The sequence below is a fragment of the Nocardioides pocheonensis genome, assembly GCF_003725535.1.
Lineage (GTDB): Bacteria > Actinomycetota > Actinomycetes > Propionibacteriales > Nocardioidaceae > Marmoricola > Marmoricola pocheonensis.
Genome location: NZ_RJSF01000043.1, coordinates 70,752 through 85,320, shown reverse-complemented (window position 1 = coordinate 85,320; position 14,569 = coordinate 70,752). Strand labels below are relative to the sequence as shown.

10 protein-coding genes are annotated in these 14,569 nt (G+C 65.6%); 9 read left to right on the top strand and 1 reads right to left on the bottom strand.

The window, feature by feature from the left end; all coding sequences use genetic code 11:
* Positions 1-644 precede the first annotated feature (644 nt).
* The 7 genes from EFL26_RS16370 (at position 645) to EFL26_RS16340 (ending at position 8,448) form a co-directional block, all read left to right on the top strand.
* Positions 645-1,004, top strand: a complete 360-nt coding sequence (locus EFL26_RS16370; protein WP_221177003.1) for a hypothetical protein — start codon at positions 645-647, stop codon at positions 1,002-1,004.
* An 85-nt stretch (positions 1,005-1,089) separates the two neighbouring features.
* On the top strand, positions 1,090-1,650 hold the full coding sequence (locus EFL26_RS16365; RefSeq protein ID WP_123223982.1) for a hypothetical protein: 561 nt from the start codon (positions 1,090-1,092) through the stop codon (positions 1,648-1,650).
* Positions 1,651-1,758: 108 nt separating this feature from the next.
* Positions 1,759-2,508, top strand: a complete 750-nt coding sequence (locus EFL26_RS16360) for an FtsK/SpoIIIE domain-containing protein (protein ID WP_183408229.1) — start codon at positions 1,759-1,761, stop codon at positions 2,506-2,508.
* Complete coding sequence (locus tag EFL26_RS16355; protein WP_148046746.1) at positions 2,492-3,769, top strand: replication initiator; 1,278 nt, start codon at positions 2,492-2,494, stop codon at positions 3,767-3,769. The genes EFL26_RS16360 and EFL26_RS16355 overlap by 17 nt, the downstream gene beginning before the upstream one ends.
* Positions 3,766-4,080: a hypothetical protein gene (locus tag EFL26_RS16350; RefSeq protein ID WP_123224140.1), complete on the top strand. Its 315-nt coding sequence runs from the start codon at positions 3,766-3,768 to the stop codon at positions 4,078-4,080. The genes EFL26_RS16355 and EFL26_RS16350 overlap by 4 nt, the downstream gene beginning before the upstream one ends.
* 56 nt (positions 4,081-4,136) lie before the next feature.
* Positions 4,137-5,819: a recombinase family protein gene (locus tag EFL26_RS16345; RefSeq protein ID WP_123223979.1), complete on the top strand. Its 1,683-nt coding sequence runs from the start codon at positions 4,137-4,139 to the stop codon at positions 5,817-5,819.
* A 316-nt stretch (positions 5,820-6,135) separates the two neighbouring features.
* On the top strand, positions 6,136-8,448 hold the full coding sequence (locus EFL26_RS16340) for a hypothetical protein (RefSeq protein ID WP_123223978.1): 2,313 nt from the start codon (positions 6,136-6,138) through the stop codon (positions 8,446-8,448).
* An 88-nt stretch (positions 8,449-8,536) separates the two neighbouring features.
* Here EFL26_RS16340 and EFL26_RS16335 read toward each other — a convergent pair whose 3' ends face one another.
* Positions 8,537-12,340 (bottom strand): AAA family ATPase, encoded by a 3,804-nt coding sequence (locus EFL26_RS16335; protein WP_123223977.1) that lies wholly within the window; start codon positions 12,338-12,340, stop codon positions 8,537-8,539.
* Between the two features lie 232 nt (positions 12,341-12,572).
* Between EFL26_RS16335 and EFL26_RS16330 the strand changes: the two genes are divergently transcribed.
* Complete coding sequence (locus EFL26_RS16330; RefSeq protein WP_221177002.1) at positions 12,573-13,793, top strand: S1 RNA-binding domain-containing protein; 1,221 nt, start codon at positions 12,573-12,575, stop codon at positions 13,791-13,793.
* A 223-nt stretch (positions 13,794-14,016) separates the two neighbouring features.
* Positions 14,017-14,568 carry a hypothetical protein gene (locus tag EFL26_RS16325; RefSeq protein WP_123223975.1) on the top strand — a complete coding sequence of 184 codons (552 nt, stop codon included), beginning with the start codon at positions 14,017-14,019 and terminating at the stop codon, positions 14,566-14,568.
* The last annotated feature ends 1 nt before the right edge of the window (position 14,569 follow it).

Genomic DNA, 14,569 nt, shown 5'->3' with positions numbered 1-14,569 from the left:
TGGAGGCAGCCTACCGATGCCGGCAGTAGGCTGAGCCGATTCGAGGATTGTCCAGACGCGTCACCGGCCGCCAATCCTCTGCTCGATGCAGTAGAGAAAGTCTGAACGAGGCGGACATGGGCTCCCTGCGTCGCCTTCTGGAACGACTGCAGGCGCTGGCCCCCCTCCGTCGTTGGCGGCGCGGGGAGCGACGAAGGAGCGGACCGCGTCGCCCCACTTTCTGATTGACCCACAGAACAGAAGCTCCGCAACCGTCACGGAGCTCTGGCCAGGAAGTCTTGGGCCACATCGGCCTTGCTTGGTTGCCATCGGTGCATCGACACACCAACAACACCCGGTCCGGATGGACGGTGCCGCTTGCGTTCGGCTCGATGTCGACCCGTCGTTCCGCGTCAGGTGGAGCCACATGCGTCCGGGCGTCGACATCACCTTGGTTCCCGGCAGAGGTCTTGGCGATCTGGGGCGTCCTGCCCGGGTCCCGAACCTCGGTGCATCCATCCCGAGCTCCGAAATGCGTCCATGGCGTGCCCGGAGCACCGCTTGTCCACAGACTCGGCCGCCTCGCTCTGGTGTTGGCCTCATCTCGGGGTGTGCTGGTCGCGCGGCCGGAACCGGCCGTGACATCCAAGAGAAAGCAGAGTGCGATGAAGCTCAACATCGATGTAAGGGGCGTGCAGTTCTTCTGCACGCGCGAGGGGCAGGCAAGGACCGACCGGGACACCGGCGTCCCGCGAATCGACAGGGAGACCGGCCAGCCCCTGTGGCAGCTGCAGGTAGCAGCCCTGGACGCGACCGGTGGCGAGGTCCTCGCCATCACCGTCGTCGGCGAGCCGTCGGTGAACGTCGGCCAGCCGGTGACGGTCGAGGGCCTGGTGGCGATCCCCTGGACCCAGGGCGACCGGTCCGGCGTGGCCTATCGGGCTGCCTCGATCCGGCCATCCGGGACGCCGATCACCACAGCCAGCTCCGTCGAGCGACCGACCTCGGGCGGAAAGGCGGCCTGATCGGGCTCCGTCGGCTCGGTCGCGCGTGAGCACCGTTTGCGCGCGATCGGGCCGGCGCCCCCGATGCCGGGAGAGGTGAGTTGTCATGGTGCGAAGCGAGCCACGTTACAACTTCGTGCGGCCATCGGATGTCTTCGAACAGGTCGTCTTCTCGCTCATCGGCGACGCAATGCGACTGCCACGGACAGTGTTCCGATGGGCTGTGTCGTTCCCGGCGCTGAGCCTCCCGATCCTCGGCTGCGGCGCCGTGGCGCACCAATGGGGTGCGTCGACCGCAACCGCGGCCATCGTGCTGACCGTGCTGTTGGCCATCGCCTGGAGACTTGCGTGGCCGGGTAGCTTCCGGCGTTGTGTGAGCGGGAGGATCCTGGTCCGGTGGCGTGGCTGGTCCCGCTATGAGCGGCACTGGCCCCAAATCTGTGCGCTGCACGGTCTGGCGAACACGCTGGACCAAGACGTTCTGGTGCCGCAGCTGAAACGCATAGTGATCGGCACTGGGGTCGACGTACTGACTGTCCGGATGCTCCCCGGCCAATCGACCACCGACTGGCAGAAGCAGGCTGAAGCCCTGGCACACGCTCTCGGCGCACAGGTGGTGCGCGTGCGCTCGCCGCGGCCCGGGTGGGTCGAGCTCGAGGCCCAGTAGGCAGACCCGCTCGCCTCCGTTATGCCGCTCCCCCTGCCTGTCGATGAGCCAGACCTGGTCGCGGTGAACATCGGCGTACGAGAGAACGGCTTCCCTTGGCTGACCCGCGTGGCCGGGCGGCATCTGCTGGTGGCCGGAGCAACCGGATCCGGCAAGGGCGGAGTGACCTGGTCGATCCTGGCCGCGATCGGGCCGGCGATCCACGACGGTCTCGTGCAGGTGTGGGTCATCGACCCCAAGGGCGGGATGGAGTTCGGAGCTGGCCACGACCTGTTCTCCCGATTCGCGTACGACACCGGTGAAGCGACGCTCACGCTTCTCCGAGATGCCGCGGCGATCCTGGTCGATCGGGCGGAGCGACTTCGCGGTGTTTCCCGCCAGCACGTCCCAAGCACGGCTGATCCGCTGCTCCTCGTGGTCGTTGACGAGATCGCCTCGCTCACGGCGTACATCACCGATCGGAAGATCAAGGCCGAGGTCGAGCAACTGCTCGGGCTCCTGCTCACCCAAGGCCGTGCCGTAGGCGTCTCGGTCCTCGCGTGCGTCCAGGACCCGTCAAAGGATGTCCTCGCCTTGCGACAGCTCTTCCCCACGCGGATCGCGCTGCGGCTCACCGAGGCCACGCAGGCGGCAATGGTGCTTGGTCAGGCAGCCCGCGACCACGGCGCCCTGTGCGAGCAGATCCCGGATTCGTTGCCTGGAGTCGCGTACGTCGCCGAGGACGGCAGCGCCGAGGTCACTCGCGTCCGCGCCTTCTACGTGACAGATGACGACATCACCCGGATCTCGACTGCCTACCGACCACCCGTCTCCGGCCTGGGCGGCTTAGGAGGTAGTTGTCATGGATCCGACCACTGATGTGATCGCGCAGATCGTCTCGCGAGCGTCATCCCCCGGATACGAAGATTGGTGGGCCAAGGTCGGCCACGCCGGCTACTGCTCCTCCCCCGTCGAACTCCGCGGCCGTGATGGGCAGGGGCGTTCCGTGAAGATCCTGACCCGGTGCAAGAACAGGCGCGCCTCGGTCTGCCCTTCCTGCTCCGCGCTCTACTCCGGCGACACCTGGCAGCTGGTCCATCAGGGGATCAGTCCGCTGGACTCGGAGCTGCTCGACGGCCGGCCGATGGTGTTCGCCACCCTGACCGCTCCCGGCTTCGGAGCGGTGCACACCGCAGCTCTCAATGGCGGACGGTGTCGCCCGGGCACACCTGATCGGTGTCGACACGGAGTCCCGATCCGGTGCCGGTCTGTGCACGAATCGGACGACGTCCGACTCGGTGAGCCGCTCTGCCCCGAGTGCTACGACTACCTCCGGCACGTGCTCTTCACCTGGCACGCGCCCCAGCTGTGGCACCGCTTCACCGTCAGACTGCGGCGTCTAGTCAGGCAGCGTGATCGCACCGCGCGGGTGTCGTACGTGAAAGTTGTCGAGCTCCAGCGCCGCGGCGTACCCCACTTCCACGCTGTGATCCGTCTCGACGACGCGGCCATGCCCTCGGCCGCTCTGGTGGCACTCGTGCATGAGGCCGCCGCGTCTGTGCGGCTGACCGTTCCCAGTTTCGGCGGCGAACTGGTGGCTCTGCGCTTCGGCACCCAGACCGACGTGCAGCCGTTGTTGATCACCGTGGGCGAGGGCGACGATCGCCGGGTGGCGAGCTACCTTGCCAAGTACGTCACCAAGTCAGTGTCCGACTTCGGTCTCAGCCCTCGCCGGATCTCACCCCGGGCGGTCGCGGCTCTCGACTTGCGGCCGCACGTCCGCGAGATCCTCTGGACTGTCCTCACGCTTGCGGAGTCCCCCGGTCCGTCTGAGATGGCGCGGTGGCTGCACACCCTCGGCTATCGGGGACACATCACCACCAAAACCCGTGCCTACTCGACCACGATGGGCGCCCTCCGGGCTCACCGCGCGGAATGGAGATCGGCCCAGGCCGGCGCGGACGACGATGGTGCCGGCGCCAACCGCGGGATCAACGAGTGGCGGTTCATCAAGGTCGGCCACCGCAACGAGGGCGAGCGCCTTCTTGCCAAGACGGCCGACGCCCGAACAAGGGCATCTCGCCTGGCGGCCCGCGAGGAGTCGGCTTGTGGCGGCAGTGAGTGCGAGAGGGAGGGATGACGATGATGACGATCAGCGAGCCCTCCCCAGACGTCGACCCGCGGCACGTGTTCCTCGACGCCACCGCAGTGATGGCCCGCTACGGCTGGGGCAAGACGAAGGGCTATCAGAACCTCAAGGACCGCGACCTCGTCCCTCCGCCTGTCATGGTCCGTCCTGACCGCTGGCGCCTTGACCAATTGTTGTCGTGGGAGGAACGACGCATCGCCCTGGCCGAGGCAGCCACAACGACTTTGGTCGAATCGAGGCGCGGGCCCGCGCTCGTCGACGCGCTGCCCTCGCCCAAGCGCGTCCCTCGCAGATCCGCGTGATCAGTCGCGGTTGGCGCGGTGGCACCTGACTCACCGTCAGCCCTAGCGTCCCAACCATGACTCAACGCGCGGCCGTTCTATATGCACGCATCTCGGTTTCGACAGAGGAGTCGGTATCGGTACAACGCCAGATTGCCTCGGCCCGGAAATATGCCTCTGCCCGCGGATGGCGGGTGGTGGGCGAGTTCATTGACGACGGCGTTTCAGCGACTCACAACAAGCCAGAGCATCGTCCGGGGTGGCGGAGCTTGCTGGGCTCACCGGTGCCGTTTGACGCGGTGGTCGTCTGGAAGGTCGACCGGCTCGCGCGGCGCGTGATTGATTTTCTGCACGCAGACGAGACGTTGCAGGCGCGTGGTGCCGCGATCGTGTGCGTCGAGCAGAGCATCGATATGACTACCGGGGAGGGCCGCGCCTTCGCGCAGATGCTCGCAGTGTTCGGCGAGATGGAGGCGTCCGCCATCTCGTCGAGAATCACCGCGGCGCGTGCGCACCTCATCTCGCAGGGACGGATCCCCGGCGGACTGCAGCCGTACGGGTGGCGGTCGGTTCCCAACCCAGATGGTCCGGGGTATGTGCGCGGTCAGGACCCGGAGCGCATCGAATGGGTGCGGGGGATGGCAGAGCGGGTCCTGCGGGGAGACACGGTCTACTCGATCCAGACATGGCTTAACACTGTTGGCGCACCAGCGCCTCGGGGTCGCCAGCCAGGGCGAAGTTGGGGCTACTCCAGCGTGGACATCCTGATGAGGAATCCGGTGCTGGCGGGGATGTTCCCCGTCAACTCCCGCAACGCCCGCGGCCGCGAGGGCCCACAGGTAAGGCGCGGCGAGGACGGACATCCCATCGTCGCAGCCGATGGGATCGTCACCGTCGAGCAATATCGGACCATCCTGCACGCCCTTACCCACAAGGCGCATCACTCCGCGGGGAGCAAGAAGAGCCGGAGGACGACATCGCCCCTGCTGGCCTTGCTCGTGACTTGTCGCACCTGCGAGCGCCTGATGTACCGATGTCGTAACGTTGGCAAGCCGTCCCTGTTCTGTCGCCACTGCGGGCAAATGGTGACCATGCTGCCCCTCGCCGACTACGTTGTACGACGCCTGGTAAACGAGCGTGGCTCGCAACGCATGTATCGCCGAACCCTGGATGTGCCCAACGACCCCGGAGCCGCACGGAAGCTCGCCGACATCGACCATGCCCTCAGGGCAACAGCCCTCGCCCTCACCGAGGACCGCACCGAGGCAGACACCCGCAGCCTCAGCGAGGAAGTCGCCCGGCTCAAACGGGCTCGGCTCGCGGCCAGAAAGCAGGCAGGCGCCGAAGCGGTCGAGAGGATGGTTTACGTGGGCACGGTCCAGCAGGTGTGGAACTTGTGCGTCGATGACGACCAGCGACACGAGGTCCTAGCCGGGCAGATAGCAACCCTGATGGTCTCCAAAGCCGTCGCCGATGGTCAGTTCCACTCGAGCCGCGTCGAGCTGACTTGGAGCGCCAATCGGAAACCGGTCGTCCCCGAGGCGATCTCGGTCGGTCCGATTCACCGCCGCATGCGCGAGCTCCATCCCTGGATTTCCCTCAGGGAAGCCTCGAGACTCGCTGGCAGTAGCGAGTCGGTCATCAAGGGCGGCATCAAGCGCGGACAAATCACTCAGCGGAAGGTCCATCGGGCACACCCGTCCCTGGAGCGCGCGTCGGTTATCGCGTTCCTACGCGATCGCAGGCCCATCGACTGTTAGCCACAACAGCCGACGCGCGGCCGTCCGCACATCCCGACAAGCAGCCCGCGAAGAACTCGCCTGCCGACCTGATGAAGGCCTGGGGTTGTGACGATGAGCGCTATCACCGAGACTCGCTCCTGGCCTCGATCCGCGGCACGTCTTCCTCGACGCCCGCGACGTAATGGCGCGCTACGGCTGGGCAAGAGCAAGGGCTACCGAAGCACGGGCATGCAGGCTCGGCCGTTGTTCCACGGGTGTACCGAACCGCTTGACGAGCGCTACCGACAGGGCGCATCCTCTCCTTGGTACACCGCAGGAACAACGAGGAGCATCCGTGAGTGCGAGCAGCGAGAAGTTCTACACAGCCACGAAGAGCCGAAACCAGGGACGCGAAGCCTGGTCGGTCATCTTCCGGCATCCCGCGCGCCTGGACGTTGGCACGGGCAAGACCGGACGTCGGGTTCGTCGTGGGCTGGGCACGAGCGACGAGCGTGAGGCTGAGCGCCTGATTGAACAGCTCAACGAGATTCTGCGCAACCCGGAGTTGTGGGAGCCGAGTGCCCGCAGCTCGCTCAACGGCCGATATGACGCGCGTGTTGTCGAGATCTTCTACGACGGCCTAGAAGCCACCCAGCTCGACTTCGAAAAGGTACGGGAAGAGCGCATCCCCCTTCCGACGAGAGATGACGGCTACCGCACGGTTCTTCTCCTCGGGACCACCGGTGCCGGCAAGACCACCCTCGTTCGCCAGATGCTCGGTACCGACCCCAGAACGGAGCGCTTTCCGTCAACGTCGACTGCGAAAACGACGGTGGCAGATACCGAGTTGATTACGACGGAGGACGCTGTCTTTCGCGCCGTCGTCACCTTTGCTCCTCGAGACGAGATCATCGACTATCTCGCCGAGAACGTTTCACGCGCCGCACTCTCGGCTCGTCAGGGAAAGCCCGACGCCAAGATCGCCCTTGATCTTCTCGACCACCAGGACCAGCGATTCCGCTTCAGCTACGTACTAGGGCGAGGTAGCACCGCTGACGCGGGCGGCGACGAAGACCTGGTCGATGACGACGACCTTCCCGACAACGAGTTCGATGACGCTGGCGAAGTCATTGACGGCGACCTTGACCCTGAGGAGTACGGCCACGTCGACATGGGCGCGACCGAACGCGTGCTGCAGCAATGCGTCGTTGCAGTCAAGGAGATGGTTGCCCGTTACGCCGAGGAGATCGCAGCTGGCGTTGTCGTCGGACAAGACGACGAACGTGTCCTCGACGAACTGATCGAGGACGCGCTGGACACCGACCTGCGGCAGTCCGAGGAGTTCCACCAGATCGTTGACGCCCTTATCGACGAAGTCGAGAAGCGATTCGCAACGCTGGAGGTCGGAGAGTTCCGGCGGAACCGGCAGGGCTGGCCGGTGTCCTGGTGGTGGGAGTCTCACGATCGGGCCACCTTCATGAAGGTCGTGACCCGCTTCTCCAGCAACTACGCCCCACTCTTCGGGCGCCTGCTCACTCCGCTCGTGAACGGACTGCGGGTGAGCGGCCCGTTCCAGCCCAAGTGGGCCGACCAACCAGTGCGACTTGTCTTCGTGGACGGGGAGGGGCTGGGCCACACTGCCAAATCCGTGAGTTCGCTCTCCACCCACGTCCAGGAGCAACTGCATCGGCTCGATGCCGTGATGCTCGTGGACAACGCCACGCAGCCGATGCAAGCTGCTCCCGTCGCCGCGCTCAAGCAGCTTGTCGTGTCCGGGATCGTGAGCAAACTCCACGTCGTGTTCACGCACTTCGACCACGTGAAGGGCGACAACCTGCCGACCTTTTCGTTGCGGGAGGAGCACGTCTTGGCGTCGGTCGACAACGTCCTCAAGGCGATCGGCGAAGAGTTGACTCCGGCTGCGGAGCGCGTGCTACATCGTCGGATCGAGAAGTCGCGGTTCTTCGTAGGAGGCATCCACGAGAAGCTCGACCCATCCAAGCGAAAGCTCGACGCACGCACCGTTCGCCAGATGCAGGAGTTGCTCGACCTCCTTGCGCATCCCGAGCGCGCTGCCGATACCGGCGACAGCCGGCCGGTGTTCGACCGGATGAACCTCTCGCTGGCAGTCACCGAAGCGGCCAAGACGTTCCATCACCGATGGCTAGGCGTGCTGGGGCTGCAGCCCAACCCCGATGCCCCGAAGGAGCACTGGACCCGGATCAAGGCGATGAGCCGTCGCCTGGCCGAGGGCTGGTACCAAGAGGGGTACGACAACCTGATGCCAGTCGCCGACCTGAGCTTCCAACTTCAGATCCAGATCTACCTCATGCTGCAGCGGCCAGTGCGCTGGACCGGCGGTGAAGCTCCGAGTGATGCAGAGCAGGAAGCAACATTGGACGCGTTGGCGAACGCGGTCACACAGAAGCTCATCGAGGTCTCGCGTCGTCAGATCAAGGAGGACGCGCAGCTGACGTGGCAGCGGGCGTACGCGCAGCGCGGTGTCGGGTCAACGTTCGATCGCGCGCGGATCATCTCGCACGACATCTACGACCGCGGTGCTCCGATTCCCACGGCCGTTGCCTCGCCGGACCAGAACAAGTTCCTCAGGTCAGTCGCCGAAGCCATAGATGAGGTCGCCAACGAGTTCGGCGCCGAACTGGAGTAGCCCACCTTGCCCATTGCCCGACGATCCATACCGTCGGGCACGCCGCGGGACTCCGTCGATGCCTTCTTCGAACTTTGATGACCTTGGCTCAAGGCGCCCGCTTGGCAGTCTTCTTGGTTGCTCGGCGGGCGGGACCAGCGGGTGCCACGTCGCCGTCCGAGTGGTTGCCGGTTCCGAGGATCTGGGCGGCGTACGCAAGCCATGCCTGCGCGTCCGCTCCGTTGAGGTCGTCGGTCCACATCAGCACACCATGGGGACCTCCCCCGTCATCCGCGGGGAGGACTCCGTTGTCGGCGTACCAGGCCTTCTTCAACTCCCACTTGCGGGCGTAGTCGGGCAGGTCAAGCATGCCGGCGTGCTCCCAGTAGACGGTCCTCCCGTCAGGAGCCGCGATCGTGAAGTCCGGCAGCACTTCGCGCCCGTCGCTGCCGACCAAAGGCTGCTCGTAGTGCCAGCGTCCGGGGACCAGCTGGTCGAGGAGGCTGGCGATGATCACCTCGTTCTTGCTGGCCATGGGTGTTCCGTTGGCGGCCACATGAAGGAGCTTGCGGTCGAAACGCCTTGCCTTTCCGCGAATCTCCAGGGCGAACGGCTGAGGTGCGACGAACAGGTCAGTGAGCCGGCGCGCGGTCTCGGAACGCCATGGGGCTGCGAGATCGCGCAGCTCCTCCAGGGTGCCCTCGTGGAGGACGATGACCTTGTCCTTCTGCCGAGTAAGGGCGGTGTACATGAGCTCGCGTGAAACGTTTGCCCGCGCCGGCAAGACGAGGAATGTAATCCCGAACTCCGAGCCTTGCGACTTGTGGACCGTGACGGCCCAGGCCAGTTCGAGCATGACGTTCTGGTCACCGTCAGTTGGCCAATAGCTGTAGCGGAAGCCTGGCTGGGAAGAGAACTCCACGTTGAGCTTTAGGCCCTTCTTGCGGGCCTTGGCGACGGGTACCGGTCGCCCGATGGCGACGCCGATCTCCCCGTTGGCGACGTAGTTGAGCGCTCCATCCTTCGGCCACGCCTGGAGGCGACGGTTGATGGTCTGCATGACCTTGTCGCCTCGTGCGATGAGCTCCGGTCCGATGGGGCCGGGCAGATTAGCCTTTCTTGTCGTCTTCTGGGCCCAAGCGGTGTCGTCGGCGCGATATTTACGCTTCATGTGTCGGTTCAGCTCGACGGTGCCGAAGGCGCGGGATCGCGTTGGGGAGAGGATCTGCCATTGCTCGGCGCGCGCGCCAGCTCCTGGCTCCCAGTTGATCCACTGGCCATTCAGCTCGGCGCCGTAGGACTCCGCGAACCGCCGGATCGCCTCTTCGCCCTCAGTCAGCCCGAGCACGTCTTGGAGCGTTTCCGTGAGCGCCTGGATCGGAGTTCGGTCTCCCCAGCGCTCGTAGCGAACCGTCGGCTGGTCGGGCGTCTCGTCAAGCAGGCGCCAGATGCTGTCGTCGGCCGCGCCGCGCGTGTTGTCGCCAAACCATGCAGCGAGCTGAAGGTCCAGCCGCTCTCCTTGGGCGCCGTCGGGTAGCTGTCGCCGTGGAACCTGAAGCTCGACGTACCCGGGCGCGACCCGCACCCAACTGGAGAACACGTCCGGCCGTAGCTTGTTGACCAGGTCGACAAAGGGACGCCCTGCACCGATAGGTGGGAGCTGACGTGGATCACCTACGAGGATGAGTCGGTCGACGCCAGTGAATGCGTCGAGTGTGGCGGCGAGCATCTCCTCAGTAAGCATCGACGCTTCGTCGATGACGACGAGGCTGTAGCTCCGACGTGCGGCCGACTCGTCGAGGACGAAATAGCGGCCGGTCTCGCCGTCGTAACGCTTGCTCGGCGTGAGATAGCTGGCCAGCGTCTTTGCCGGGAAGCCGACTTTAGTCTCCAGCTGCACGCGTGCCTTGCCTGTAGGGGCCAGGAGTAGCACTCCCCCAGCCGCGACGCCGGGATGGTCCACGAGGGCCTTCAGCAGCGTCGTCTTGCCCGTTCCTGCAGGCCCGATGAGGACCGAGAGCGGGGCATCGTGCAGGGCGGAAAGCCCGGCGGCCTTCTCGGTGCGGGCTCGCTCTTCAAGTGCGTCCGTCTCGGTGCTCGTGTTGACCAGCTGGTTGCGGTCGAGGGCCTCGTCCAGGACCTGACGTGCATTAGTGATGGCGCCGTGTGCGGGGCGGGCCTCCTGCTCGGCGATCCGCGTTCGGATGACCTCCGCGGTCTCTTCGAGTCGAGCCAGCTTGTAACCGTGGCTGCCGTCAGCAAGGTCGGCTGCGTGCAGTGGCGACCAGTCGGCGTCCGGGTTGGCGAGGGAATCGTGGTCTAGGTCCAGGCCGGTAAGAATGAGGCTTGTCAGATTCGGCGGCTGGCTGAGCGGCATGGCGTTGGCGAAGTCGAGGACCTCGCCGACCGGAAGCACCGTGTCACCCTGGCCGGCCTGCTGCTCGAGGACGTCGGCGATGAGTGCCTCGATGCGTCGGCGGTCTTGAAATCCCTCGAGTGCCACCTCCTCCGGGATGGCGGGCGCCCATGTGACGTGGCTGGGCGGGAACAGGGCCCGGTCGACGGTCGTGAACGGTATGTGCAGCGGGCTGCCATAGGTGCAGGTAGCGGCGTAGTACGGGTTGTCGAGCAGCTCGGCAGGGTCCATCGGAAGGTCGGTTTCGCCAGTAGCAAGCATCTCGACCTGTTCGCGGGAGATGTCCAGGGCCGACACGAGCCGCAGGACCGCCCGCAATTCCTGGGGAGCCTTGTTCCAAACCCGGACTGGAACGCCGGCCAGGTGCGGCTTCACGGACTCCGGGAGTGTGTGCGGGTCGGCGAAGCCTGCGTCAAGCAGGTCCCACGGGTGTCGGTGTCCAGAAGCGTCGACGACGGCCCGGGCTGCGACGTACGGGTGCTGGACGCCGATCTGTGCCAGGACGCCGGGAAGCCCGGGAACCGGTCCGCGCAACTGCCACAATCGTTCGGTCTGAGCGGTGAGCCAATCGAGCGCGCTGTCGGGCACATCGAGGCCGAGCTCTCGCATGCCTTGGGCCGCGCGTTCGAGAGTGCCGAGGGCTTCGATCGCGGCGTCGTCGCTGAGGTGCTCGGTCACATAGGAGAACTCGTTGAGCCGACCCTCTGGCGCCCAGGCGAGAGCTGCATCGATGTCGGCTCCGGCGTCGAGGAGCGGGATCAGTTGTTGGTACGGCAGCAGGATGCCGTCGTTCATGGCGGGGCGAAGGCTGTGCTCGACCACCGTCTCCCACATCGATGAGGAGAACGGCGGGTTGTCTGACTCCTCCCACATGGGTGGCATCGTCACGCCGATGACCCGTGCGGCACCGACCAGGAGACGGTCAGTGCGCTGCTCCTGAAGTGGGGAGTGCTTGAGATAGACGAACACCAGCGAGTGGCCCACCTCGACCGGTTCGAAGAATGCGTCCAGCACGGCACGCTGGTTTTCGCCGTCCATGACCCAGGCGGCGCCGTCGTAACCGAGGGACTGGTCGACGTGGTCCTCGGCCTCGGGGTTGAACCTGGGCACCCGGTCGTGACCGATCTCGTCGTTGAGTGACTGCCTGTTGAGCCAGCGGAACGGCACGGCCTCGAACGCGTAGCCGGGCAGATGCACCTTCGTCGGGTGGATCTTGTTCTTTAGCGCCGAGTTCCAGGCATACGGGTGGGTCTTGACGACCGTGTAACCGAGCGGCGACATGAACGTCGCGCGCTCGCTCAAGCAGGGCAGACGGTCGTGTTCCAGGACGTCGATCCCCATGCCTGCGTGCGCAGCCTCGTACTCGTCGTCGCGCTTCGGCCCGATGTTGGCCAGGAGGGTGCACGAGGAGTTGCCGAGCGGGTCGTCACACACAAACTGGTCCCAGGGACGGTCACGCCACGGGACGCGCATCGACAGATGCTGGACACCACTCACGAGCCCAACCTAACGAACAGGGCCGACCGTTCAGGCGGTTCTGACTCATGAGCGAGCGTTCCGCCGCGATAGACCGCTGACGACTCTCGAGAGCGGTGAGCCACGCGCCGCCCGCCTGCGGATCCATGGCTGTCGTAACCCCGACGGCGCCAGCGAGATCACCCAGGAGGTCACGTCGGCAGATCGGCAGGGGCGAAGGCATCACCCGATCTTCGAGCAGCACTTGACAAGGGTGTTATGTTTCTCGACTTTGCAAATTTCGGTCAGCACACCGTTTGGCCTACGACCTAAGGAGATAAGCATGGCGAGGGGATCCCGGTCATCGGGCGGTCGCAGCACCGCCTCGTACCGAGGTTCCTCGCGCAGTTCCGCGTCCTCATCATCGACGCGATCCTCTAACTCACGGATGTGGTCTCAGCCTGCGACGGCCAAGCAGATCGCCGCCCTGAAGGCGAGTGGCAACTTCGACGGCAAGTACTACAGCAAGGGCCGGGCCGGGCAGACGATCGGCCAATCAGTCCGAAGCACCAATGACACCCGAATCGTGGCCGGCGGCTCGGGGACCATCCAGTTCCACCACCTCATCGACGAAGCACTTGAACGCCTGACCGCGCAGCGAATGTCTGCGCACACCGCCTCGACCACCGAGGCCATTTCGGCCACCACGTCGTGCGTGGCCGAAGACCCAAACATCGTCCTTGAGGAAGGAACCACCATGTCCCAGCTCACCGTGCACCGCTCTCCCGCGGTCGCCACCATCACCTCGGTCGTGGCTACGCCCGTCGCCTCGGTCGGTGCGACTCCTTTCGCGTACGTCCCGGAGCTCGTCACCACCCTGCTCCAACCCCTCGTTGAGTCGACCGATCCTGCGCAGATCCGTGCGCTCGAGAAGGCACTGATCATCGCGAAGGGGACGCTGGCGAAGTCGCTGACCCGCGCACGCAACGAGCTGATCGGGATCCTCCGCGGCGCACCGTCCGGCGTGATCGCTTCTCCCGAGGCTCGCGCTGACGAGATCTTGTGGAGCGCCTGCTCGGCCGACCTGGAGCAGGAGCTCATCGTCGCCACCCGCACCCGTCGCGGACGTACGCATCCGTCGAAGGTGATCGACGAGATGCTGGCCCAGGTTCGGCACCGCGTCGAGCTCGCGATGATCGAGGCGAGCGACATGGTCGAGGTCGCCAAGATCCAGGCCGCCCTGCCTCCGACACCGACCCTGGGGTACGAACCGTGTTGGGGCGAGATCACCGGCGTCAAGCCTTTCGGCGCCTTCATCCTGCTGCCCTCTGGAGAGCCGGGCCTGCTCCACGTCTCGGAGATGCACCCGCTCAACAACGGTCGCCGCGTCGAGGACGCAACGCGCGTCGTCAACGTCGGTCAGTCGGTCTACGTCAAGGTGACTGGCAAGAACGAGAAGGGCCAGCTGAACTTTGCCCTGGTGAGCGAGGCCTGATCATGCTCACGTTGCTGCTCCAATCGATTCTCGCCGATGTCATGACGAACAGCGTGGCTCCTGTCGTCAGTCGCGCAGTTCTCAAGGTCGTGCCGTCCGCCCCACCTGCCGCTGTGCACGAGACAGTTGAGCGTCTCTTCCGCCCCGCGGCGTGGAACTTCTCCGAGGGAGGTCAGAAGGCCTGGCACGCCGCACTGTCCGCCCCTGCGAACGAGGATGGCCGATGAGCAGCGCGCCCGACCTCGTCTCGCTCTCGCTCACTCTGACGGTCGGCATCGTTTGGGCGGTTCTCATGCTGCTGACCGTCCGGAAGGTCCTTGCTCTGCGACGCCGCTCACTCCAGGGCCGGAGCCACGTGGCCGCCCAGGTCACTCACCTGCTCGAGGAGCAATGCTCCCGAATGCGCCACCTCGTCGCCGTCATTGGAAGAGACGACCTTCACTCCGCGCTCGTTCAGGCCGAGGCGGATCGAGATCGGGTGACCTTTTCGCCGGAGGCGCAGGCCGACATGGCCCACCACAACATCACTGCCGAGCACGTCGAGGCCGTGATCGCGTACCCGTCCAAGCGGCGGCGCCGCCCAAAGGACTTCGCCAACGAACTGTCCCGGGACATCGGCAGTCGCACGCTCCTCGCCGTGGTCGCAGACCCGACTCCCGGTTTCGGCCCGCCGTACGTCAAGAGCGTGGCCTGGCAGGAACCGCCGCGCCTCGGCCGCCTGACCCAGGCCGTCGCGCGTTCGCTCCGATTCCACCGCAGCCGATCGATCGGCTGAA

Bases quoted from the DNA above. Each gene is read 5' to 3' on its own strand.
- EFL26_RS16370 (WP_221177003.1), top strand. From the start codon at position 645: ATGAAGCTCAACATCGATGTAAGGGGCGTGCAGTTCTTCTGCACGCGC.
- EFL26_RS16365 (WP_123223982.1), top strand. From the start codon at position 1,090: ATGGTGCGAAGCGAGCCACGTTACAACTTCGTGCGGCCATCGGATGTC.
- EFL26_RS16355 (WP_148046746.1), top strand. From the start codon at position 2,492: ATGGATCCGACCACTGATGTGATCGCGCAGATCGTCTCGCGAGCGTCA.
- EFL26_RS16350 (WP_123224140.1), top strand. From the start codon at position 3,766: ATGACGATGATGACGATCAGCGAGCCCTCCCCAGACGTCGACCCGCGG.
- EFL26_RS16345 (WP_123223979.1), top strand. From the start codon at position 4,137: ATGACTCAACGCGCGGCCGTTCTATATGCACGCATCTCGGTTTCGACA.
- EFL26_RS16325 (WP_123223975.1), top strand. From the start codon at position 14,017: ATGAGCAGCGCGCCCGACCTCGTCTCGCTCTCGCTCACTCTGACGGTC.